Consider the following 21,364-nt stretch of genomic DNA (forward strand, 5'->3'; position numbering starts at 1 on the left):
CGCACGCGCAACGATCGCGGCGGACGCGCACAGGTGGACGGAGTTCTTCCGCTTCGCTACCGTGGCGAGCAGAAGCGGAACAACTCCTTCCACATCCACCTAGTGCGACACTGGAGCCACGATGGCGTCTTCAGAAGCCCTGAGCTATCCCATGCCGCGCACCTGCCCGTACTCGCCACCGCGGGAGTACGAGCGGTTGCGCTCGCAGGAGCCGGTCAAGCGGGTCCGCACGATCGGCGGCGGCACCGCCTGGCTGGTGACCCGCCACGAGGACGTCCGGCGCGTCCTCTCCGACCCGCGGATGAGCTCCGACCGGACCATGCCCGGATTTCCGAGCCTGGTCCCCGGCAGGCGGGCCATCGTGGCCGAGAACAAGCAGGCGATGATCGGGATGGACGGCCAGGAGCACGCGGAAGCGCGCCGCGCCGTCATCGGCGAGTTCACCGTGCGCCGCATCAACCGGATGCGGCCGCGCATCCAGGAGATCGTCGACGAGTGCGTCGACCGGATGCTCGCCGCCGGCGGGCCCGTGGACCTGGTCCGGGAGCTCTCGTTACCGGTTCCGTCGTTGGTGATCTGCGAGCTGCTCGGCGTGCCCTACTCCGACCACGACTTCTTCCAGAGCCGCAGCGCGCTGATGATCAGCCGCTCCACGCCGCCCGAGCGCAGGCGCGACGTGGTGCTCGAGCTGCGGCGGTACCTCGACGAGCTGGTGGCCGAGAAGGTGCGCGAGCCAGCCGACGACCTGCTCGGCCGTCAGGTCGCCCAGCAGTCCGAGAAGGGCGAGGTGGACCGCGAGGGCCTGGTGAGCCTGGCCTTCCTGCTGCTGATCGCCGGGCACGAGACCACCGCGAACATGATCTCGCTCGGTACCCTGGCGCTGCTGGACAACCCGGACCAGCTCGCGCGCATCACCGAGGACCCGGCGCGGACTCCGGCCGCGGTGGAGGAGCTGCTGCGCTACTTCTCGATCGTCGACGGCGCCACCTCCCGGACTGCGCTGGCCGACATCGAGATCGGGGGAGTGCTGATCAGGGAGGGCGAAGGCGTGGTCGCCGTCGGCTTGTCGGCCAACCGCGACCCCGAGGCCTTCGACTCGCCCGACGAGCTGGACCTTGACCGCCAGGCGCGCAACCACGTGGCGTTCGGGTTCGGCGCGCACCAGTGCCTCGGCCAGAACCTCGCGCGGGTGGAGCTGCAGATCGTCTTCGACACGCTGTTCCGCCGCATCCCGGGGCTGCGCCTGGCCGACGGCCTGGACGGGATCAGGTTCAAGGACGACGCCCTGGTCTACGGGGCGCACGAGATGTCGGTGACGTGGTGAGGAGTGCTTCGATGCGGATCAACGCCGATGCGGACCGTTGCGTCGGTGCGGGCCAGTGCGTGCTCGCCGCCGGTGCCGTGTTCGATCAGAACGACGAGGACGGCACGGTGGTGCTGCTGACCGACCACGTCGGCGACGAGGAGCTGGAGCCGGTCCGCGAGGCGGTCAATCTGTGCCCGGCTGCCGCGTTGTCGCTGGTCGAGGACTGAGGTCGGGCCAGCAGGCCGTTGATCTCGCGCACGGCGGCGCGGCCCGCCCGGCCGGCTCCCACGCTACTGGCCGACGGGCCGTAGCCGACCAGGTGAAGGCGAGGTTCGCGCACCGCGCGGGTCCCGTCTACCTCGATCCCTCCGCCCCGCCCGCGCAGCTGCAGCGGGGCGAGGTGGCGGATCGCCGGCCGGAACCCGGTGGCCCACAGGATGGCGTCGGCGCGCAGCTCCCGGCCGTCGCGCCAGGCGACGCCGTGCTCGGTGACGCGGTCGAACATCGGCTGCCGCTCCAGGACGCCGCGCTCGCGAGCCGCGCGCACGGCGGGTGTCGGTGGCAGCCCCGTCACGCTCACCACGCTGCCCGGCGGCAGTCCGGCCCGGACCCGGCGCTGCACCTCGGCGACCGCCTCCCGCCCGCGTTCGGGGGTGAACTCGGCCTCGCCGAAGTCCGGCGGGCGGCGCGTCACCCAGGTCGTCGAAGCGACCTCGGATATCTCGGCGAGGTGCTCCACCGCGGAGATGCCGCCGCCCACCACGACGACGTGCATCCCGCTGAATTCCTCCGGCCCGCGGTAGTCGGCGGTGTGAAGCTGGCGACCCGCGAACAGCTCTTGGCCGGGGTAGCGCGGCCAGAACGGGTGCTCCCACGTCCCGGTCGCGTTGATCACCGCGCGCGCCGACCAGTCGCCCACCGAGGTCGCGACGGTCAGCCGCTCTCCGGAATCACGCACGGCGCGCACCTCGACCGGCCGCAGCACGGGCAAGTCGAAGGTTCGCTCGTAGCGCTCGAAGTACTCCGCCACCACCTCCGACGCCGGTCGGGAGGCGTCGCCGACGTCGAAGGCCAGGCCCGGCAGGTCGTGCACACCGTGCGCGCCGCCGATCCGCAGTGAAGGCCAGCGGTGCCGCCAGGCGCCGCCCGGACCGTCGCCGTCATCGAGCACCACGTACCCGGCACCGGGCTCGTGGCCGGTGCGCCGCAGGTGGAAAGCGCTGCTGAGCCCCGCCTGCCCCGCGCCTATGACCACGACGTCGATCTCGCGCATGTCCACCAGAACGGCGCAGCGGCCCCACGCTTTCCCGCGCGGAGCGTGATGCGCGACACCGGCACAAGAGTGCGACGCACACCACTGCCCGGCCCCCTTCAACAAGGTCGAAACAAAGATCTACGATTGTTTGCGCAAGTGGGTGTTCGCCCCAAACCTCTTCGGAACAACCGCCCTTCACGGGCGGCCTTCGCACGCGCGTTCCGGAGACGGGGAGGTATGCAGAAGGGAGGCAACGAAAGTGGCAACGGTGTGGGTGGCTCTGGTGACCGAGGCGGTCGTGCTGCTGGCGGCGGCGGGCGCGGCGGTCAGGTGGGTTCGGCGGCCTTCGGCGAGCACCCCTGACCAGGTTGTGCAGCCGGTCGCTCCGCTGGCCGAGCAGGCCGCGGTCTGAGTTCGCGGACGTGTGCAACGGGCTTGCTCCGATTGAGGAACTAGCCCGCTGTGTCCCCGGGTGAGAGCAGTGCATCGCTGCCGGGCCCGGTTCTGTTACTCGATTTCCGGAATCATTTTTCGTGACGTGCGCGTCACGGTTCGGAAACCGGGTATTCGCATTCGCCATCGGCGAATCGCACCGCTGAAATGACGAAGCCCCGCTTCCGACGAATTCGCCGGAACGGGGCTCCTCGCGTGCCCGCCTCTTCGCGAGGTCGTGCCGTCACCCCGAACATCGCTCCGGCTGTGTCTTCCGTTACACCCGCTGGTGGGGCTGTGCGGCCGCGGCGGTGATCGACGGGTCCGTGCCCCGGCCGGCTATGAGCCGATAGGGTGAGCCGAGGACGTCGGTTCGGCCCCGGGAAGGTATCCGTGACAGCACCTCAGCATCGAGACGGAGCACGCGCGCTCGACCCGCGGCCCGCCGCCGGATCGGTTCTGGCAGGCTACCGGGCGTTCGTCAGCCGGGCGATGCGCAAGCCCGGGCTGGTCGGTGCGGTCGCGCCGAGCTCGCCGGGCCTGGCCAGGCAGATGGCCTCCGTCGTACCGACCTCCGGCAACCCGGTCGTGGTCGAGCTCGGCCCCGGCACCGGAGCGCTCAGCGGCGCGGTGGCCAAGCGGCTGCCCACCGGCGGCAGGCACCTGGCCATCGAGCTCGACTCCGGCATGGTCGAGTACCTGCGCACCGAGGTGCCGTGGCTGGAGGTCGTGCAGGGCGATGCGGCCCACCTGGGCGAGCTGCTGGCCGGGGCCGGGATCGAGTCGGTGGACGCGGTGGTCAGCGGGCTGCCGTGGTCGATCTTCCCGGGGGAGCTGCAGAAGGCGATCCTGCGGCAGGTGGGCCAGGTGCTGGCTCCCGGTGGCGCGTTCACGACCTTCGCCTACGTCCACGCGCTCGGCATGACCGGCGCGCGGCTGTTCCGCAGGCGGTTGGACATCGCCTTCGACGAGGTCGTCACCAGCCGCACCGTCTGGCGCAACGTTCCGCCCGCGCTCACCTACGTCTGCCGCCGCCCCACCGGGCGCTGATCCGGGCCGCTCCAGCGGCGCCGGACGTGCGGTCGTCGCGTGGCGATATGCCCGCCCGCTGAGCGGCGATCGGCCAGTCCTGCCCGAGCCGACCAAGCGGACGCTCGGGTTCCGTATCCTTGCCGCGACGGCGTTCAGGCGCGGATTCGACGTGGTGGTGGGTGGATGAGCGGCCCGGACAAGGCTGTGGTGATCGCCGGTGGTGGTCAGGCGGGGTTCCAGACGGCGGCTTCGCTGCGGCAGGGCGGCTTCGCCGGCCGCGTGGTGCTGGTCGGTGACGAGCCGGTGCTGCCATACCAGCGCCCGCCGCTGTCGAAGGTCTACCTGAGCCGGCCCGGTACGGACGGGATCCGGTTGCGCGGTGCGGAGTTCTTCGAGGAGAGCGAGATCGAGCTGCTGCGCGGCGAGTGCGTGGCGGGCATCGACCGCGCGGACCGGTCGGTGACCACCGAGTCCGGCACCACCGTCGGCTACGACCACCTCGTGCTCGCCCTGGGTTCCCGCAACCGCGCGCTACCCGTTCCCGGTGCGGACTTGGACGGCGTGGCCGGGCTGCGCACGGTGGCCGACGCCGACGCGCTGCGCGCGGCGTTGCCTTCGGCGCGCGATGTCGTCGTGATCGGCGGCGGGTTCATCGGACTGGAGTTCGCCGTTGCGGCCGTGGACGCCGGGGCGAAGGTGACGGTGGTGGAGGCGCTGCCCCGGTTGATGTCCCGGGTCGTCAGCGAGCCGACGTCGGAGTTCTTCGCCGGGTTCCACCGCGCCCGCGGGGTGGACCTGCTGTTCGGGACGAGCGTGTCGCGGATCGTCGGGGAGGGCGGCGCGGCCACCGGTGTCGAGCTCGCCGACGGGACGCGCATCGACGCCGACCTCGTCGTCGCCGGCATCGGGGTGCGGCCCAACACCGAGCTCGCCGAGCGTGCCGGGCTGAGCGTCGACGACGGCATCGTGGTCGACGAGACGCTGCGCACCAGCGACCCGGCGATCTCGGCGGTCGGAGACTGCGCCCGCTTCCCGAGCCCGCACGCCGGGTGCCCGGTGCGCCTGGAGTCGGTCCAGAACGCCGTGGACCAGGCGCGCCACGTCGCTTCCCGGCTCCTGACGGGCGAGGACGTCCCGTACGAGGCCGTGCCGTGGTTCTGGACCGACCAGGGCGCGGCGAAGCTCCAGATCGCCGGGCTGGTCGGCGGCCACGACCGCAGGGTCGTGCGCGGCGACCGGGACGAGGGCCGGTTCACCATCTTCTGCTACCGGGGCGATCGGCTGCTGGGGGCGGAGTCGGTCGGTCGGGCGGTCGACCACATGGCGGTGCGGCGCATCCTGACCGCCGGTGCGGCGCTCACGCCGGAGCAGGCGTCCGATGTGGACTTCGATCTCAAGGCATACAGCAAGAGCCTCACGTCGCGTCCTCGCTGACGGCTGCCATCACCGCGGCCGGCCGCCGCGCATGTCGTGGGCGAGCAACGCGACGTGCAGCGAGACCAGCGACTCCGGCGCGTCCAGCGTCACGCCGAGCAACTGCTCGATCCGCGCGAGCTGCCCGTAGTAGGCGGTGCGCGAGAGGTGCGCCGCCGCTGCGGCAGCCGACTTGTTGCCGCCGTGCTCGCAGTAGTGCCGCAGGGCCGCGAGCAGCCGGTCGTCGGAGCGGATCGGTGCCAGCTCCCGCTCGGCGAAGGCCACCAGCCGGTCGTCGTCCCTGAGCAGGTGCAGCAGGCCGCGCAGCCGCACGTCGTCGAGCCGGTGGTAGTCGCGGCCGTCGTCGGCGCCGTGCAGCGCCGCCTCCGCGACCTGCGCGGCCTCGGTGAGGCTGCGGCGTGCCGCGCCGATCGACCCGACGGTACCGCCGACGGCGACCACCACCGGCAGCGGGTGCGGACTGCTGCTCGCCGCGCGCCGGACCTCGGCGGCCAGCCGGCCCACCACGGCGTCGTCGCCGCCGTCCACGGCGACCAGCGCCAGGACCGTGACGTCGTCGACGACCCCGCAGAGCGCGGGCAGCCGCGCCCCGCGCGCGGCCTGCGCGGTCGCCTCGGCGAGGTCGCGCAGGAGCTGCTGGGTCTCCAGTGCCGGTGCGTGCGCGGCGGCGGTGCGCGGGCGCACCGCGATCCCGGTGAGCTCACCGTTGATCGTGAGTCCGGCTCCGCACGCGCGTGCGGCGAGATCGGTGCTGTCGCCGCCTCCGCCGAGCAGTTCGGTGAGCAGCGTGCGGTGCGCCTGGCGTTCCAGGCTCTCCCGGTCGCGGGTGACCAGCCGGTTCAGCGCGAGCGCCGAGGCCGCCCGCTCGGCGACCACGACGTGGCGGTGCGGCGGCGGCTCCGATGAGACCAGCACCAGCCTTCCCCAGTCGTCGCCGCGCGCCCCGACCACGGTGGTGAGCCAGGTGGACCGCGGGTCGTAGCCGGTGCGGCCGGACTGCGGGACGCGCCTGGAGCGCTCGCCCCATCCCGACAGCAGCGCCACCGGATCCGATCCCGCCGCGTCGTAGGCCAGCACCTGGTGCGACATCGTCTCCAGCACCGCCGGCAGCCCGGTCATCCGCACCACCTCGCCCAGGACCTCCGCGGGCTCGGCACCGGAGGTCGTCAGCGCGGTGAAGGTCTCGTGGATGCGGTGGGTGGCCCGCAGCTCCCAGAGCTGGGCGTCGCGGATCAGCGCGACCACGGCCTCGGTGACGCCGACGAAGCGAGTCTCCTCGTAGAGCGCGACCAGCGGCAGGTCGTGCCGTCCTGCGGCGGTGACCAGGGCGTCGGGGAGGCGGTCGCGCCAGTGCCTGCCGAGCTCCACGACCAGGCCGGTCACGCCCGCTTCGGACAGGTCGCGGATGTAGGCGGTGAGCTCCGCGGGTTCGTCGGGCAGGGCGATGCCGGTGGTGAGGACCAGCTCGCCTCCGCACAGCAGCGCGGCGATGTCGGCGATCTCGGCGACGTGCACCCAGCGCACCCGGCGTTCGAGCCCGGCGGAGCCCGCCACGACCCTGGGCCGCCCGGCGCGGACGGCGGGCAGGTCCAGGACGTCGGCCACGGTGGGCAGGGCGAGCACGTCCGGCGAGGTCGGGTTCATCGCCAACTCCTTCGGCACCGGACACAACGTAGTGCTGGAGTCGGCGGAACAGAACAGGTTGTCCATGGAGTGGGCGTCGAGGTCCCGCAGAGCCGGGTTCCGGGGCGAGCTGGACCATCCACCGTGGACAGAGCCGGCGGCCGTGCGGTTCCGGTAGTATCCGCCTTCCCATGCGCCGACAGGGACCACGGGCGGGCGCGTGCCGCGAGCGGGCGACCGCGGAGAGAGGCGTCATGACCATCAACCGAGCGTTCATCGGGCACCGGTTCAGCGCCGCCGAGCCCTACGAGGTCAGCCGGGTCAAGATCCGCGAGTTCGCCGAGGCGATCGACGACCCCCACCCCGCCTACCGCAGCCCGGAGGCGGCCCGCGCGCTCGGGTATCCCGACGTCATCGCACCGCCGACCTTCCCCATCGTGATCACCGGCATCGGCTCGGCGGGCAGCCCGATCTTCGATCCGGAGTTCGGCATGGACTACAGCCGGGTCCTGCACGGCGAGCAGAGGTACCGCTACCGGAGGCCGATCCGCGCCGGGGACCTGCTGTCGGTCCGCGGGCTCGTCGCCGAGATCCGCGACGCCGGACCGCACGAACTGGTCCGCGTCGAGACCGAACTGTCGGACGCGGACGGCGAACCGGTGTGCACCGCCGTGAACGTGCTGCTCTCGCGCGGCACGGCCGCCGGCGGGACGGGGGAGTGAGGGCGGTGGGCGTGCGCTACGACGACGTCGAGGTGGGCGCGAGCATCTGAGGTGCGAGCTGCCGGTCCGCAGGCTCGACCTGATCCGTTACTGCGGTGCGGTGAGGCGCGGCGGCCGCGAAGACCGTCAAGCCTGAGTGGTCCCATAACGGTCGGTGGTCGAGGCACTGACGCAGCACATTGATCGTCGCCACCTCGGGTGGAAGTCGACCAGCAGGTGCGCGTGGTTGTGCGGCTTCGGTCGAATTCCGCTGGAACACGACGCCGGGCCAGCAGACCGCGCTGGCACTGCCGACACCGAAGGCCGCCGAGTTGTCCAAGCGGTTGATCAATCTTGCGACGAAGACCCCGGAACGCTCGTGGCTCGGGCATGTCTCGGCGGTGGCGTTGCAACAGTCGCTCCGAGACGCCGAGACGGCGTTCAAGAACTTCTTCGGCTCGATCAGTGGCAAGCGCGCGGCCACATCAACGCGGCGGTCAACGTCGCGAAGGCGGCCGGACTGGTCGTGACAGCCTGTCGAGCGAACGCAAGCCCGCCCACCTCGGTGGAGGCTGATCGAGGTGAAGCAGGAACCCACCGAGGTGACCTGACGCGTGTGGAGACCCGCGCGTCAGGCACGGCAGGACTCACCGGCCTTCAAGCCGTTGAGGAAATCAATGCGGTGCGTCCGGTGACTTCAACGAACTGCACTGGAACGAACGCGCCGCCAAGCGGGCGGGCTGCCGGACGTGATCGCGCACGGCATGTTCACCATGGCGCGGGTGGGCAGGCTGGTCACCGACTGGGCCGGTGATCCCGGCACCGTGGTCGAGGGTGCGGTGGCGGAGAAGCTCGGCGACGGGATGCGTCGCCGTCGAGCTCACAGCCTCGGTGGACGGTGCCGGCGTGCTCAGCGCGGTGCGCGCGGTGGCCCGGCTCGGCCGAGCCGAAGACGGCGACGCGAACATCGGTGTGGCCCGGATACCGCAGTCGGGCTTGCCACGATCGGCAGCGGCAGGGTCGCCGCTTCTCCTACGCTCACGCGCATGCCCGCGCTGACACCGCAGTCGATCCTCGAAGGACGCAGGACCAACCGCACACCCGTGCCGCTGATCATCGGACTGGTCGTGTCGGGAATCTGCCTGCTGCTCGCCCTGGCCTTCTACCTGGCCACGGGGGAGCCGGTGGGCGTGCTGGTCGGCACCCTGCTCGCGCTGCCGACCGCGGCGGTGCTGGTCGGGCTGATCCTGCTCGTCGACCGGCTCGAACCGGAGCCGCGACTGCACCTGCTGCTCGCCTTCGGTTGGGGCGGCGGGGTGGCGATCGTCGGCGCGCTCATCGTCAACAGCCTCGGCGGCGCCGTGCTGGAACTCGCGGTCGGCCCGGATGTCGGGACGTTCATCACGATGGCGGTCGTGGCACCGGTGGTCGAGGAGAGCTTCAAGGGCGTGCTGCTGCTGTTGGTGCTGTGGTGGTGGCGGCATGAGATCGACGGGCCTACCGACGGCATCGTCTACGCGAGCCTGTGCGGGTTGGGCTTCGCGCTAGTCGAAAATGTCCTCTACTACATGCGCGGCTTCGAGGGACCGCAGGGCGAGTTCTGGTTGACGGTCCTGGTGCGCGGTGTCATCGCGCCGCTGGGGCATCCGCTGTACACGGCGCTGACCGGACTCGGCGTCGCCTACGCCGCGACCCACCGCGGCGCAGGGCGCTTCCTCGCGGTGGTCGCCGGCTGGTTCGGCGCCGTCCTGCTGCACGGGCTGTGGAACGGCTCGACCGCGTTCGGCCTGCCCGGACTGCTCTTCGCCTACGCGGTCGAGGCCGCGGTGCTGGTGGTGATGATCGTGGTGCTGGTGCGCGACCGGCGCAGGCTGGTGGGGTTGATCCGCACCTACCTGCCCGCCTACGTGCCCAGCGGACTGGTGCAGCCCGGCGACATCGGCATGCTCGGGACCATGGCCGGGCGCAGGCAGGCCCGGCACTGGGCGCGCAGGCAGGCCGGCGGCACCGGGGTCCGCGCGATGGGCGACTACCAGCTCGCCGCGACCGAGCTCGCGCTGCTGCACGACCGCGCGCGGCGGGGAACGATCGATCCGCACGCCTTCCACGCGCGCCGGGAGGCGATCGTGGGCCTGATGCGCGCCGCCGCCACGGCGTTCATGCGCCGACTCCCGCAGGCGCCGCCGCCGCCGTGGGCGGTGCGGCAGCAGCAGTCGGGGTTCTTCGCCCCGCCGTCGAACCTGCACGTGGCCCGGCTGCCGTCGTTCCCGCCGCAGCGGCAGCCCGTCCCGCCGCGGGGAGCGGGAGGTCCCGGGCAGCAGTGGCCGCCGCGCTGACGCCTCACATGGTGCGGATCTTCGGCCACAGCACCGACCACGGCACCTTCGGGCCCTCGTAGAAGGTGACCGTGTCGCCCTGGGCGAGGTTGAGCAGGCCGAGGTCGCTGTGCACGGTGGCCAGCTCGCGGCCGGTCCCGAAGTAGGGCGCGAGCGGCTGGGCGTTGCCGACGTAGAGCATCGCGGTGGCCTGGTCCGGCGGCGCTCCGAAGAACCAGTAGCCGCGGTGCGGGCTGTAGGCGCGAGGCAGGCCGAGCTCGCGGCCGTGCACGTCCAGGGCTCCGGTCGTGTAGTAGCTCTCGCCGACGACCGCGGTCCGCCTGCGCACCTCCGCGGGCAGCGAGTGGTAGGTGTCGGCGACCGTGCGCGCCAGCTCGGGCCAGCCGGTCTCGTAGAGCCTCGGGAAGTTCGGGAACTCGGGATGGCGCGCCAGCAGCGGCAGCGGGTAGATCGGCAGCAGCGCCAGCGGGAGCACCGCGGAGAGCAGGTACGCCGGCCACGGCAGCCGGCGCCACCGGTGGACACCGCGCCGTTCGCGGCGCTGCTGGAGACCGACGGCCGCGGCGGCGAACAGCAGGGCGTAGAGCCCGGCGAGGTAGTTGGCGCGGCCGCTGGCGGCGAGGTAGAACAGCGCCACCGCGGCCACCGTCCAGCCGAGGAACCGGTGGCCGGGTGCGCGCAGCAGCCACCACAGCCCGTAGCCGCAGAACACCGAGCCCACCGCGATCCCGGAGTACAGCAGTACGTTGGGCAGGAACAGCAGCCTGCTCGACTCGCCGTCGACGACGGTGCCCATGTCCAGCGCGGGCCAGTCGTTGGCCGCCTGCCACACCAGCGTCGGCACGGCGGTGATCAGCGCGACGCCCGCGCCGACCCACAGCAACGGCCTGCTCAGCAGGGCGCGGGGGCCGACCGCGAGCAGGCTGACCAGCAGCGCGACGCAGAGGACGACGATCTGGAACTTGGTCTGCACGGCCAGGGCCACCACCAGTCCGGCCGCGAGCAGCAACCGGTCCCGGTGCAGGCCCTGCCGGTGCAGCCGCACCCAGCGCACCAGCAGCCAGATGACGGTGGCCCACTGCGCCGGCTCCATCGTCGCGGCGGCCAGCCAGTGCCCGCTGAGCAGCAGCCACGGCGAGAGCGGGTAGGCGGCCGCGGCCAGGGTCTGGGCGCGCCGGTCACCGCCGAGCTCGCGCGTGATCAGGGCGGTGACCACGACGCCGAGCACGGTGACCAGCACGGCGGGCAGCCGGAACACGACCAGCCGGCCGGGGAAGGCGGCGTCGAGCACCCACGCGAGCAACGGCACCAGCGGCTGCTGGTCCATGTAGCCCCAGTCGAGGTAGTACTTGCCCGCCGCCAGGAAGTACAGCTCGTCGGTGACGTAGCCGTAGCGCCCGCTGAGCAGGACCAGCAGCGCACCCGCCGCTGCTGCGACCGCCAGCACCGGCCCCCGCGCCGGCGGCGGGAGCCCGGGTGCAGGCGGCGGCACGGGCGACGGGTCACGCGTTCCCGTGGCGGCAGGACCGAACGTCGATGGCATCTTCTTCCCCCGGATCACGGCGTCAGCGCGTGGAAACCCCCTGGATACGGGAGTTTACGGGGTCGAAGTCGATCACGGCGCGGATCGGCGGCCCGCTTTTTGCCGCGACGTTCGGGAAAAACGTGTATGCGCGGGGTGTGCCGGGGCGCGTCGGCGCTCCTGATGCCAGCCCTCGAACTCGCCGATCCGCACCTGCCGCTCGTCGGCGTCGTCGGCGGCGAAGCGCAGCAGCCGCCGCCCCTCCGCCTCGACCTCCGATCTGTCCTTTTCGGACAGAGGGCGGGTCAGGCCGACCCGCAGCAAAGCCCTGCCGCCGCCGCGCTCCGTCCGCCAGAAGCCGCAGAGGAAGCCGTCCGAGGTGACCGGGGCCTCGACGACGACGTGTCCGCGCTCGCGTTCGGTCATCATCCGGGAGCGGTCGCGGAAGCCGATCACGACGTTGTCGAGCTCGGGGAGGAACCGCACCGGTGCGGGCACGTCCGGGCCGGGCAGCGGGGCGCCCGGCAGGTCGAACAGCTCGCGCCCCGACTCGTCGCGCAGCACCCGCAGTTCCGGGCGCAGCCGTTCGACCACCTCCCGCAGCCGGGTCATCCCGCACCACGCCTGGATGTCGTGGACCGCGGCGGGTCCGAAGCCGGCGAGGTAGCGCCGGACCAGCTCGTCCGGCCTGGCCTGGACGGACCCGGCAGGTCCGAGCCAGGTCTCGGCCGGAGTGAACAGGGTGGGCCCGTGATGGCCCCAGACGCCGTTGGGCGGCGGGTGCACGACCCGCGTCAGCGCCTGCGCCGACCACGCCAGCGCCATGGCGTCGCGGCCCGGCCAGCGCACGGCGAGCCGGTCCGCGAGCTGCCTCCTGGTGAGGGGCCCGCCCGCCAGCGACTCCCGCACCGCCGCGGCCAGCCCGGCGAGGTCGATCCCGGCGGTGGCCTTGCCGAAGGCGCCCCGCTGCCACCGGTCCAGCATCGGTTGCAGGGTCGGCCGCAGCCAGCGGTAGTCCCCGGCGCTCACCAGGTGCTGGGTGCCGCGGTGCAGCGTCGAGCGGACCACCGCCCGCTCGTGCAGCAGCCGGGTCAGCTGCTCCCGGGTCAATCCCGCGGTCCGGGACCACAACCCGAGGTAGGGAAGGTGGGGGTCCTGCGCCTGCATCCCGGTGAGCCGGGTGATGACCTCCAGCGGGGTTCCGCCGCGGCGCAGGAGTTGCTGGCGTTCCAGCGTGGCGCGGTTCAGCGCGCGCCTGGTGAGCACGGACATGCCGGCACCTCCTCAGCGGTGGTCGCGGAAGAACGCCCGGAGATCCTCGACGAGCAAGCCGGGTTCCTCCATCGCCGCGAAGTGCCCGCCCCGGTCGAACTCGGTCCAGCGCACGATGTTGTTGTTGCGTTCGGCGAGCCTGCGCACCGGCAGCGCGATGTCGTGCGGGAACACCGCGACCGCGGTCGGCACCGGGGAGTCGGGTTCCGGCTCGCCCCAGGTGCTCACGCCCTCCTTGTAGTAGCGGGCGGACGATCCCGCGGTGCCGGTCAGCCAGTACAGCGACACGTTGGTCAGCATCGCGTCCCGGTCCACGGCGTCCTCGGGGGCGTCGGTGGAGTCGGTCCACGCCTTGAACCCGTCGGCGAGCCAGGCGAGCTGGGCCACCGGGGAGTCGGTGAGGGCGTAGGCCATCAGCTGCGGCTTGGTGCTCTGGATCGCGGCGTAGCCGCCGAGCTCGTACTCGTAGCGGTAGCCCTTCTCGACGCTGCGCTGCTCCGCCTCCGCGGAGAAGTCGGCGTTCTCCGGGGTGGCGCCGGCCGAGAACAGCGAGGTGAGGTGGACGCCGGTCACGTGCTCGGCGTCGATGAGACCGAGCTCGCGGGAGATCAGCGAGCCGAAGTCGCCGCCGTGCGCGCCGTAGCGCGAGTAGCCGAGGCGGTGCATCAGCTCGGCCCAGGCCGCCGCCACCCGGGAGCAGGTCCAGCCCGTCTCGCGGGTCGGGCCGGACAACGTGAAGCCCGGTGCCGACGGCACCACGACGTGGAAGGCGTCGGCCGGGTCCCCGCCGTGCGCGCGGGGATCGGTCAGCGGGCCGATGACCTGGAGGAACTCCACGATCGAACCCGGCCAGCCGTGGGTGAGCACCAGCGGCAGCGCGCCGGGCTCCGGCGAGCGGACGTGGGCGAAGTGCACCTCGTGCCCGTCGAGCCTGGTGGTGAACTGCGGCAGCGAGTTGAGCACGGCCTCCTGCGCGCGCCAGTCGTAGCGGGTCCGCCAGTACTCGGCCAGCTCGCGCAGGTAGTCCAGCGGGATCCCGTAGTCCCACCCGGCACCCGCGGGCTGGTCCGGCCAGCGGGTGGCGGCCAGCCTGGCGGCCAGGTCGTCGAGGTCCGCCTGCGGGATGTCGATGCGGAACGGTTCGATCGTCTCGGTCATGGCGGCCAAGCTAGGCGGAGTGGAGGACAACTCCTGTCCTCCATTGCCGGCAGACTCCGGCGGCGTGTTGGAAACCTCAGCGCGCCTGCTCAGACTGCTGAGCCTGCTGCAGACCCGCCGCGAGTGGAGCGGCGCCGAGCTCGCCGAGCGGCTCGGGGTGAGCGCCCGGACGGTCCGCAGGGACGTCGACAAGCTCCGTGGTCTCGACTACCCGATCTCGGTGGGCATGGGCCGCGCCGGTGGCTACCGGCTGGGAGCGGGCGCCAGGCTGCCGCCGCTGCTGCTCGACGACGACGAGGCGGTCGCGGTGGCCGTCGGGCTGCGGACGGCGACCGGCAGCGGTGTGGCCGGAGTCGGCGAGACCGCGTTGCGGGCGCTGGTCAAGCTGGAGCAGGTGCTGCCCGACCGGCTGTGGCGGCGCATCGAGGCGTTGCAGGTGAGCACGGTGGAAGCGCCCGGGGCGCCGTCGGTCGACGCCGGCGAGCTCACAGCGGTCGCCACCGCCTGCCGCGACCGGCAGCGCCTGCGGTTCGACTACCGCTCCCACGACGGCCAGGAGACCCCGCGCGTCACCGAACCGCACCAGCTGGTCACCTGGGGCAGGCGGTGGTACCTGGTGGCGTGGGACCTCGAGCGCCAGGACTGGCGCACGTTCCGCGTGGACCGGATGCGCACCCGCGTCCCGACCGGTCCGCGGTTCGCGCCCCGGGACATGCCCGACGCCGCCGCGTTCGTCGCGAGCGGTGTGGCGCGCGCGTGGCCGTACCAGGCGACCGTGCGCCTGGCGGTGCCCGCCGACTCCGAGGTCGCCCGGCGGACCACCACCTACGGGCGGATCGAGCCGGTGGACGACCGCACGTGCCTGCTGCACTTCGGCGCCGACACCCTGCACTCGCTGGCGTTCCTGCTCGGCGCGCTGGAGGTCGACTTCGAGGTCGTGCACCCGCCCGAGCTCGCCGACCAGCTCGTGCGCGCCGCGGAGCGGTTCCTGAACGCCGCGGGTCGAACGGGCGGCCTCGGTGACGAGGACTCGCGCGGGCCCGGACGCGGCTCGCCGGATCCCGCGCCCGGCCGATAATTGCCCAATGAGCCCCAAGCGCTCGTCCGGCACGCGCGGGCCGAGCGGCTCCCGGCGCCGCGCCGAGCTGCTGGCCATCGCCGCGGACCTGTTCGCCCGCCGGGGGTTCCAGGCCACCACGGTCCGCGACATCGCCGACGCGGCGGGCATCCTGTCCGGCAGCCTGTACCACCACTTCGACTCCAAGGAGACGATGGTCGACGAGATCCTGCGGGACTTCCTGGACTCCCAGCGTCGCGCCCAGGAGAGGGTGCTCGCCGACTCCGGCGACGCCCGCGACCGCATCGCCGGGCTGGTCCGGCAGTCCTTCCGCACCGTGCACCGGCACCGGGCGGCCGTGGTGATCCTGCAGAACGAGTCGAACCACCTGGCCACCTCCGACCGCTTCGCCTACCTGCGGGCGGCGGCGGGCGACTTCGAGCGGACCTGGACGCGGGTGCTGCAGGAAGGACAGCGCGCCGGGGTGCTGCGTGCGGACCTCAACGTCAAGCTCGCCTACCGCTTCATCCGCGACGCGGTCTGGACGTCGGTGCACTGGTACAACCCGCGAGGGCGGTTGACCTTGACCGCCGTCGCCGAGCAGTACGTCACCATCCTGTGCGACGGGATCGCGGTCGCCGAGACGAAGCGGTGATCGCTCGGAGGGCGGTCGGTCAGGTTCCCGTTTCGGCGCGCAGCCGGGTCTTGAGCACCTTGCCGCTGGGATTGCGGGGCAGCTCGGCCACGACCGAGATCCGGCGCGGGCACTTGTACCCGGCGAGCCGCCGGCGGCACCACGCCTCCACCTCGTCCGCGGTGGGCGGGTTGGCGGCATCCCGGGGCACGATCACCGCCAGCGGCGCCTCGCCCCAGCGCGGGTCCGGGACGCCGATCAGCGCGACCTCGGCGATCCCGGGGTGCGCGGCCAGCGCGTTCTCCACCTCGGCGCAGTAGATGTTCTCCCCGCCGGAGATGATCATGTCCTTCTTGCGGTCGACGACGTAGAAGTAGCCGTCCTCGTCCTCGCGCACCAGGTCGCCGGAGTGGAACCAGCCGCCGCGGAACGCCTCGGCGGTCTCCGCGGGCTTTCCCCAGTACTCGCGCATGACCATCGGGCTGCGGTAGACGATCTCGCCGACCTCGCCGCGCGCGACGTCGTTCATGTCGTCGTCGACCACGCGCACCTCGACGTTGAGCATCGGGGTGCCCACCGAGCCGATCTTGCGCACGGAGTCCTCACCGCGCAGGACGGTGGTGATCGGGCTGCACTCGGTCTGGCCGAACATGGTGACGACCTCGGCCTGCGGGAAGGTGTCGATCATCGTCCGCAGCAGGGTGCTCGACGCCGGTGCCGCGCCCCACGAGATGCGCCGCAGAGCCGAGAGGTCCCGGTCGGCGAGGTCCGGCAGCGCGCAGATCGCCTGCCACTGCGCGGGCACGAAGAAGCAGTTGGACACCCGTTCCCGCGCCAGCAGGTCGACCATCTCGGCCGGGTCGAACCGGCCGGAGCGCACCAGGACGGAGCGGCCGCCGAGGAGCAGGTTCGTCGAGACGGCGCCCAGTCCGGCGATGTGGAACAGCGGGGCACCGCTGAGACCGACCCGGTCGTCGGCGGCGACGCCGAGGTGGGTGATGCTGCTGAAGGCGTGCATCAGCAGGTTGGAGTGGGTGAGCACGGCGCCCTTCGGGCGGCCGGTCGTCCCCGAGGTGTACATGATGAAAGCCGGGTCCTGGATGTCCGCAGTGGTCTCCGGTATGTCCGGAGTGGACTCCCGCACCGCGCGCTCGTAGTCCCGGTCGCCGTGGCCGCCCACCAACAGGCAGGTGTGCGCCGACGGCGCGGCTGCGAGCGCGGCGTCGACAGTGGGAGTCAAGCCCGCGTCCGCGACGACCGCCGCGGGCTCGCAGTCGCCGAGCAGGTAGGCCACCTCGTCGGCGACCAGCCGGAAGTTGACCGGCACGCAGATCGCGCCCAGGCGCACCGAGGCGAGGTAGGTCTCCACGGCCTCGATGCCGTTCAGGCACATCACCGCGATCCGGTCACCCGGGCGCACGCCGCGGGAGCGAAGCGCGCCCACCAGCCGGGAGACGCGGTCGTCGAGCTCGCGGTAGGTGCGCGTGCCGGACTCGAACGTCAGGGCGCCGGAGTCGGGGATCTTGCGCGCGTGCCGTGACAGCTGGTCGCTCATCGTCATGCCGCGGCCGGTCAGGATGCCGGTGGCGTGGTGCGCGGTGTCGGTCATCGGCATCCTCGGCTGTGAGGGTGATGTGACTCGGATCATGGTGTCCCGCCGGTGCGCGACCGTCAAGGCTGACTGTTGCTGTTGCGCCTGTCCGGTGGCGCGCCCTTGTGGCGAGCGATCCAGATGCCGTAGGAACGATCACCACCGACGCTTCGGTTCTCGACGAGGAGGAGCGATGGACATCTCGGGCAGCGTCGCCCTGGTCACCGGTGGCGCGTCAGGGCTCGGACTCGCGACCGCGCGGCGGCTGGTGGCCGCCGGAGCACGGGTCGTGCTGCTGGATTTGCCGGACTCGGCGGGGGAGCGCGTGGCCGCCGACCTCGGTGCGGGGGCGCGCTTCGTCGCCGCTGACGTCACCGACGAGAAGCAGGTGGGCGCCGCGCTGGACGCGGCCGACACGGCCGGGACGCTGCGGATCGTGGTCAACTGCGCGGGAACCGGCAATGCCATGCGGGTGGTGAGCCGCGGGAAGGGCCCCTTCCCGCTGGAGGCGTTCAGCCGGATCATCGACGTCAACCTGGTCGGCACCTTCAACGTGCTGAGGCTCGGAGCCGAGCGGATGCTGCGCCACGAACCGGTGGGCCAGGAGCGCGGGGTCGTCATCAACACCGCGTCGGTCGCGGCCTTCGACGGGCAGATCGGGCAGGCGGCGTACTCGGCGTCCAAGGCCGGCGTGGTGGGCATGACGCTGCCCGTCGCCCGCGACCTGGCCGAGCACGCCATCCGCGTCGTGACCATCGCGCCCGGGCTGTTCGACACACCGCTGCTGGCCGGTGCCTCCGAGGAGGTGAAGGCGTCGCTGGGCGCGCAGGTGCCCCACCCGGCACGGCTCGGGGATCCGGACGAGTTCGGCGCGCTGGCCGAGCACATCGTGTCGAACCCGATGCTCAACGGCGAGGTGATCCGCCTCGACGGCGCGATCCGCATGGCGCCCCGGTAGTGTCAGCCGCCGAACAGCAGGTTGCGGGCGATCGTCTTCCACGACTCCAGGTGCGGATCGGTCGCCGCCGGGCGGTCCTCGAAGGCGTAGGCCAGCGCGGCCCCGCGCATGCTGGTGAACAGGACTTCCCGCAACTGCGGGTAGAGCGGGTGCGAGCACACCACCGGACCCCAGATCCGGTCGGCCACCGAGCGGATCGCGCCGCGCAGCCTGCGCTCCTGCGGCCGGAGCGCGGCGGCCAGCGCGGGATTGGTCCTGGCCGCGGTCCACAGTTCCATGGCGGCCCAGAACGGCGGTTCCTGGAAGGTCTCCCACAGCAGCTCGATGCAGCGGTCCATCCGCTCCGGCCCCTCGGGCACCCCGTCGAGCAGGCTCGTCACGCGCTCCTCGGTGCGCACCAGGCGGTTGGCGGCCAGGTGCTGCGCGGCGGCGACGAGCAGTTCCTCCCGCGACGGGAAGTGGTGCAGCAGCCTGCCCCGCGACACGCCTGCCCTGGCCTGGACGACCACTGTGGACGCACCGGCGCAGCCGTGCTCGACAAGGCATTCCACGGCGGCGTCGAGGATCAGCGCACGGCTGTCGGCGGTGCGCTCCTGCCGGGTGCGGGCGGCCGGCTGAGGGCTTGCGACCTGCTGAGTTCGTGCGGCCTGCCGGGGGCGGGCGGCTGTCCGGGCTCGAACCACCGCGCCAGGGTACCCCGCCACGAGCAACGCCCTTCCGGTTGACCTGCACACGACGCCGGCATCGCCCGGACGACGCGAAAGAGGTCCGCATGTATCCAGGTGCACATCCGGCCGACCGCACGGCCCTGGTCATGGCCGGTTCCGGCCGCAGCACGACCTACGGCGAACTCGAGGAACGCTCCACCCGGCTGGCGCACTTCCTGCGCGAGTCCGGGCTGCGCCGCGGTGACACCGTGGCGCTGCTGACCGACAACTCCATCCACGCCTACGAGGTCTACTGGGCCGCGGTGCGGTCCGGGCTCTACCTCACCGCGGTCAACCGGCACCTCGCCGCCGCGGAGGTCGCCTACATCGTCTCCGACTCGAAGGCGAAAGCGCTGGTCGTCTCCGCGGAGCTGGACGAGCCGGCCGAGTGGCTGGATGCGCTGCCGGATGTCGGCACGCGGTTGGCCTACGGCGGTGCGGTCGACGGCTTCGGCGACTACGAGTCGGCGCTGGCCGCGTCATCGCCGGTGCCTCCGGCGCGGCAGCCGCGCGGCGCGGACATGCTCTACTCGTCGGGGACCACGGGGCGTCCCAAGGGGATCAGGGCTCCGCTGCGCGATGTCGACGTCAGCGAGGGCGACAACCACCTCACGCCGTTGACGCGGTCGCTGTACGGGTTCGGCCCCGACACCGTGTACCTCTCGCCTGCGCCGTTCTACCACGCCGCGCCGCTGCGGTTCGGGGCGTCGGTCCACGCGGTCGGCGGCACGCTGGTGATGATGGAGCACTTCGACCCCGAGAACGCGCTGCGGGCGATCGAACGCCACCGCGTCACCCACAGCCAGTGGGTGCCGACGATGTTCGTGCGGATGCTCAAGCTTCCCGAGAGCGCCAGGCGCCACGACCTGTCCAGCCACCGCGTCGCCATCCACGCCGCCGCACCGTGCCCGGTGGACGTCAAGAGGGCGATGATCGACTGGTGGGGCCCGATCCTGCACGAGTACTACGCCGCCACCGAGGGGATCGGCATGACCGTCATCGACTCCGGGACCTGGCTGGACAAACCGGGTTCGGTCGGGCGGGCGGTGCTCGGCGTCGTGCACGTCTGCGCCGACGACGGCGCCGAACTGCCGCCGGGGGAGGTGGGCACCGTCTACTTCGAACGCGACGAGCGGCCGTTCGAGTACCACGGCGACCCGGACGAGACCCGGTCTGCGCAGCATCCGCTGCACCCGAACTGGACCACCACCGGCGACCTCGGCTACCTCGACGAGGACGGCTTCCTGCACCTGACCGACCGGAAGGCGTTCATGATCATTTCCGGCGGCGTCAACATCTACCCGCAGGAGCCCGAGAACGTCCTCGCCCTCCACCCGTCCATAGCCGACGTCGCGGTGATCGGAGTACCGGACGAGGAGATGGGGGAGGCGGTGCGGGCCGTGGTCCAGCCGGCCCCGGGCGCCGAGCCGGGGCCGGAGCTGGAACGCGAGCTGATCGAGCACGTGCGGTCCCGGCTCGCCCACTACAAGGCGCCCCGTGCCGTCGACTTCGTCGACAGCCTGCCCCGGACGCCCACGGGCAAGCTGGTCAAGGGCGAGCTGATGCGGCGCTACCGCTGATCACGTCAGCGGCGCGGCGCCTGGGTCCAGCCGAGGCGAAAGGTGCGCGGTGTCGTTGTAGCGCCGCACCGTCCACCGCTCGCCGTCGACCACGACCTGCGAGATCGAGCCGTTGTCGGCGCCGAGGAAGGCGAACGGGCGCGATCCGGCCGCCAGCGCCAGCACCTGCGCGATCACGCCGCCGTGGGTGAACACGGCCAGCCGCTGGCCGGGGTGGGCCGCCGCGAGGCGCTCGACCGCATCGAGGACCCGTTCCCGGAAGCCCTGCGCCTCCTCGGCTCCGGGGATGACGTCCCAGCGCTCCTCGGTGTGCATGCGCAGGCTGAGCGGATGCCGCTCGGCCACGTGCTTGCGGAACAGGCCGCCCTCCCACTCGCCGAGGTTGACCTCCCGCAGCTCGGCCTCCACCAGAGGGGTCATGCCGAGGCGTTCGGCCAGCGGAGCCGCGGTCTGGGCGGTGCGCCGCAGCGTCGTGACGTACAGGGCGTCGAACCGCTCGTGCTTCAGCCGGTCGGCGACCCGCCGGGCGTGCTCGCGGCCCTCGGGCGCGAGGTCGGGGTCGGACTGCCCGTCCAGCAGGGCGAACGGCCTGCCGGGGACCGCCCGGGCCGACTCCCCGTGTCGGATCAGCAGGAACTCGGTGGAGCCTTCCGGCGGCCGGTACCGGGGCTGGCGGTATTCGGTCATGTCGTGCGACTCCTCGGCTCGGGGCTGTCCTGGCCGGTCGGGGGCCGGCCGCCGCCAGTATCCACGCGCATCGGGCAGG

Annotated in this window: 19 protein-coding genes and 1 pseudogene; 12 read left to right on the forward strand and 8 right to left on the reverse strand. The window is 72.4% G+C overall.

Going from position 1 to position 21,364, the window contains the following annotated elements:
• Window positions 1-121: 121 nt before the first annotated feature.
• Both SACE_RS16630 and SACE_RS39260 read left to right on the forward strand, forming a co-directional pair.
• Window positions 122-1,324, forward strand: a complete 1,203-nt coding sequence (locus SACE_RS16630; RefSeq protein WP_029621357.1) for a cytochrome P450 — start codon at window positions 122-124, stop codon at window positions 1,322-1,324.
• An 11-nt stretch (window positions 1,325-1,335) separates the two neighbouring features.
• A pseudogene (locus SACE_RS39260) lies at window positions 1,336-1,467 on the forward strand (ferredoxin); the annotation flags it as partial.
• Here SACE_RS39260 and SACE_RS16635 read toward each other — a convergent pair.
• Window positions 1,410-2,579 carry an NAD(P)-binding domain-containing protein gene (locus SACE_RS16635; protein WP_011874033.1) on the reverse strand — a complete coding sequence of 390 codons (1,170 nt, stop codon included), beginning with the start codon at window positions 2,577-2,579 and terminating at the stop codon, window positions 1,410-1,412. The pseudogene SACE_RS39260 and the gene SACE_RS16635 overlap by 58 nt on opposite strands.
• Before the next feature lie 241 nt (window positions 2,580-2,820).
• Between SACE_RS16635 and SACE_RS37670 the strand changes: the two genes are divergently transcribed.
• The 3 genes from SACE_RS37670 (at window position 2,821) to SACE_RS16645 (ending at window position 5,459) form a co-directional block, all read left to right on the forward strand.
• Window positions 2,821-2,973 (forward strand): hypothetical protein, encoded by a 153-nt coding sequence (locus tag SACE_RS37670; RefSeq protein WP_011874034.1) that lies wholly within the window; start codon window positions 2,821-2,823, stop codon window positions 2,971-2,973.
• Between the two features lie 512 nt (window positions 2,974-3,485).
• Window positions 3,486-4,043 carry a class I SAM-dependent methyltransferase gene (locus SACE_RS16640; RefSeq protein ID WP_009942310.1) on the forward strand — a complete coding sequence of 186 codons (558 nt, stop codon included), beginning with the start codon at window positions 3,486-3,488 and terminating at the stop codon, window positions 4,041-4,043.
• Window positions 4,044-4,208: 165 nt separating this feature from the next.
• Window positions 4,209-5,459, forward strand: a complete 1,251-nt coding sequence (locus tag SACE_RS16645) for an NAD(P)/FAD-dependent oxidoreductase (protein WP_009942309.1) — start codon at window positions 4,209-4,211, stop codon at window positions 5,457-5,459.
• Between the two features lie 9 nt (window positions 5,460-5,468).
• Here SACE_RS16645 and SACE_RS16650 read toward each other — a convergent pair whose 3' ends face one another.
• Window positions 5,469-7,103 carry a PucR family transcriptional regulator gene (locus SACE_RS16650; protein ID WP_009942308.1) on the reverse strand — a complete coding sequence of 545 codons (1,635 nt, stop codon included), beginning with the start codon at window positions 7,101-7,103 and terminating at the stop codon, window positions 5,469-5,471.
• 233 nt (window positions 7,104-7,336) lie between these two features.
• On the opposite strand from SACE_RS16650, the gene SACE_RS16660 reads away from it, so the two are divergent.
• The 3 genes from SACE_RS16660 (at window position 7,337) to SACE_RS16665 (ending at window position 10,119) form a co-directional block, all read left to right on the forward strand.
• Window positions 7,337-7,804 carry a MaoC family dehydratase N-terminal domain-containing protein gene (locus tag SACE_RS16660; RefSeq protein ID WP_009942305.1) on the forward strand — a complete coding sequence of 156 codons (468 nt, stop codon included), beginning with the start codon at window positions 7,337-7,339 and terminating at the stop codon, window positions 7,802-7,804.
• Between the two features lie 179 nt (window positions 7,805-7,983).
• Window positions 7,984-8,313, forward strand: a complete 330-nt coding sequence (locus SACE_RS38560) for a hypothetical protein (RefSeq protein ID WP_081468215.1) — start codon at window positions 7,984-7,986, stop codon at window positions 8,311-8,313.
• Window positions 8,314-8,829: 516 nt separating this feature from the next.
• On the forward strand, window positions 8,830-10,119 hold the full coding sequence (locus SACE_RS16665) for a PrsW family intramembrane metalloprotease (protein WP_009942304.1): 1,290 nt from the start codon (window positions 8,830-8,832) through the stop codon (window positions 10,117-10,119).
• Window positions 10,120-10,123: 4 nt separating this feature from the next.
• Here SACE_RS16665 and SACE_RS16670 read toward each other — a convergent pair whose 3' ends face one another.
• The 3 genes from SACE_RS16670 to SACE_RS16680 all read right to left on the reverse strand — a co-directional run bounded on the left by SACE_RS16670 (window position 10,124) and on the right by SACE_RS16680 (window position 14,071).
• Window positions 10,124-11,611, reverse strand: coding sequence for a glycosyltransferase family 39 protein (locus SACE_RS16670; RefSeq protein WP_021341456.1), 1,488 nt, complete (start codon window positions 11,609-11,611; stop codon window positions 10,124-10,126).
• A 123-nt stretch (window positions 11,612-11,734) separates the two neighbouring features.
• Window positions 11,735-12,913, reverse strand: coding sequence for a winged helix DNA-binding domain-containing protein (locus tag SACE_RS16675; RefSeq protein ID WP_009942302.1), 1,179 nt, complete (start codon window positions 12,911-12,913; stop codon window positions 11,735-11,737).
• Between the two features lie 12 nt (window positions 12,914-12,925).
• Window positions 12,926-14,071, reverse strand: coding sequence for an epoxide hydrolase family protein (locus tag SACE_RS16680; RefSeq protein ID WP_011874037.1), 1,146 nt, complete (start codon window positions 14,069-14,071; stop codon window positions 12,926-12,928).
• A 64-nt stretch (window positions 14,072-14,135) separates the two neighbouring features.
• Between SACE_RS16680 and SACE_RS16685 the strand changes: the two genes are divergently transcribed.
• The gene (locus tag SACE_RS16685; RefSeq protein WP_011874038.1) at window positions 14,136-15,149 is read left to right on the forward strand and encodes a helix-turn-helix transcriptional regulator; all 1,014 of its coding nucleotides are present in this window, start codon (window positions 14,136-14,138) and stop codon (window positions 15,147-15,149) included.
• A 7-nt stretch (window positions 15,150-15,156) separates the two neighbouring features.
• Entirely contained in the window at window positions 15,157-15,783 is a 627-nt protein-coding gene (locus SACE_RS16690) for a TetR/AcrR family transcriptional regulator (RefSeq protein WP_009942298.1), read from the forward strand.
• A gap of 19 nt (window positions 15,784-15,802) precedes the next feature.
• Here the strand turns inward: SACE_RS16690 and SACE_RS16695 are convergent, their stop codons facing one another.
• Window positions 15,803-17,371: a long-chain-fatty-acid--CoA ligase gene (locus tag SACE_RS16695; RefSeq protein WP_009942297.1), complete on the reverse strand. Its 1,569-nt coding sequence runs from the start codon at window positions 17,369-17,371 to the stop codon at window positions 15,803-15,805.
• A 175-nt stretch (window positions 17,372-17,546) separates the two neighbouring features.
• Here SACE_RS16695 and SACE_RS16700 point away from each other — a divergent pair, with 175 nt between their 5' ends.
• Window positions 17,547-18,311: a 3-hydroxyacyl-CoA dehydrogenase gene (locus SACE_RS16700; protein WP_009942296.1), complete on the forward strand. Its 765-nt coding sequence runs from the start codon at window positions 17,547-17,549 to the stop codon at window positions 18,309-18,311.
• Between the two features lie 2 nt (window positions 18,312-18,313).
• Here SACE_RS16700 and SACE_RS16705 read toward each other — a convergent pair whose 3' ends face one another.
• A complete protein-coding gene (locus SACE_RS16705; RefSeq protein ID WP_231850018.1) occupies window positions 18,314-18,994 on the reverse strand; it encodes a TetR/AcrR family transcriptional regulator in 681 nt (226 codons plus the stop codon).
• Between the two features lie 89 nt (window positions 18,995-19,083).
• On the opposite strand from SACE_RS16705, the gene SACE_RS16710 reads away from it, so the two are divergent.
• Window positions 19,084-20,598: an acyl-CoA synthetase gene (locus tag SACE_RS16710; protein ID WP_009942294.1), complete on the forward strand. Its 1,515-nt coding sequence runs from the start codon at window positions 19,084-19,086 to the stop codon at window positions 20,596-20,598.
• On the opposite strand, the gene SACE_RS16715 is transcribed toward SACE_RS16710, so the two are convergent.
• The gene (locus tag SACE_RS16715) at window positions 20,599-21,285 is read right to left on the reverse strand and encodes a histidine phosphatase family protein (RefSeq protein ID WP_009942293.1); all 687 of its coding nucleotides are present in this window, start codon (window positions 21,283-21,285) and stop codon (window positions 20,599-20,601) included. It lies immediately after the preceding gene.
• Between the last annotated feature and the right edge of the window lie 79 nt (window positions 21,286-21,364).

This window comes from Saccharopolyspora erythraea NRRL 2338 (assembly GCF_000062885.1).
GTDB lineage: Bacteria > Actinomycetota > Actinomycetes > Mycobacteriales > Pseudonocardiaceae > Saccharopolyspora_D > Saccharopolyspora_D erythraea.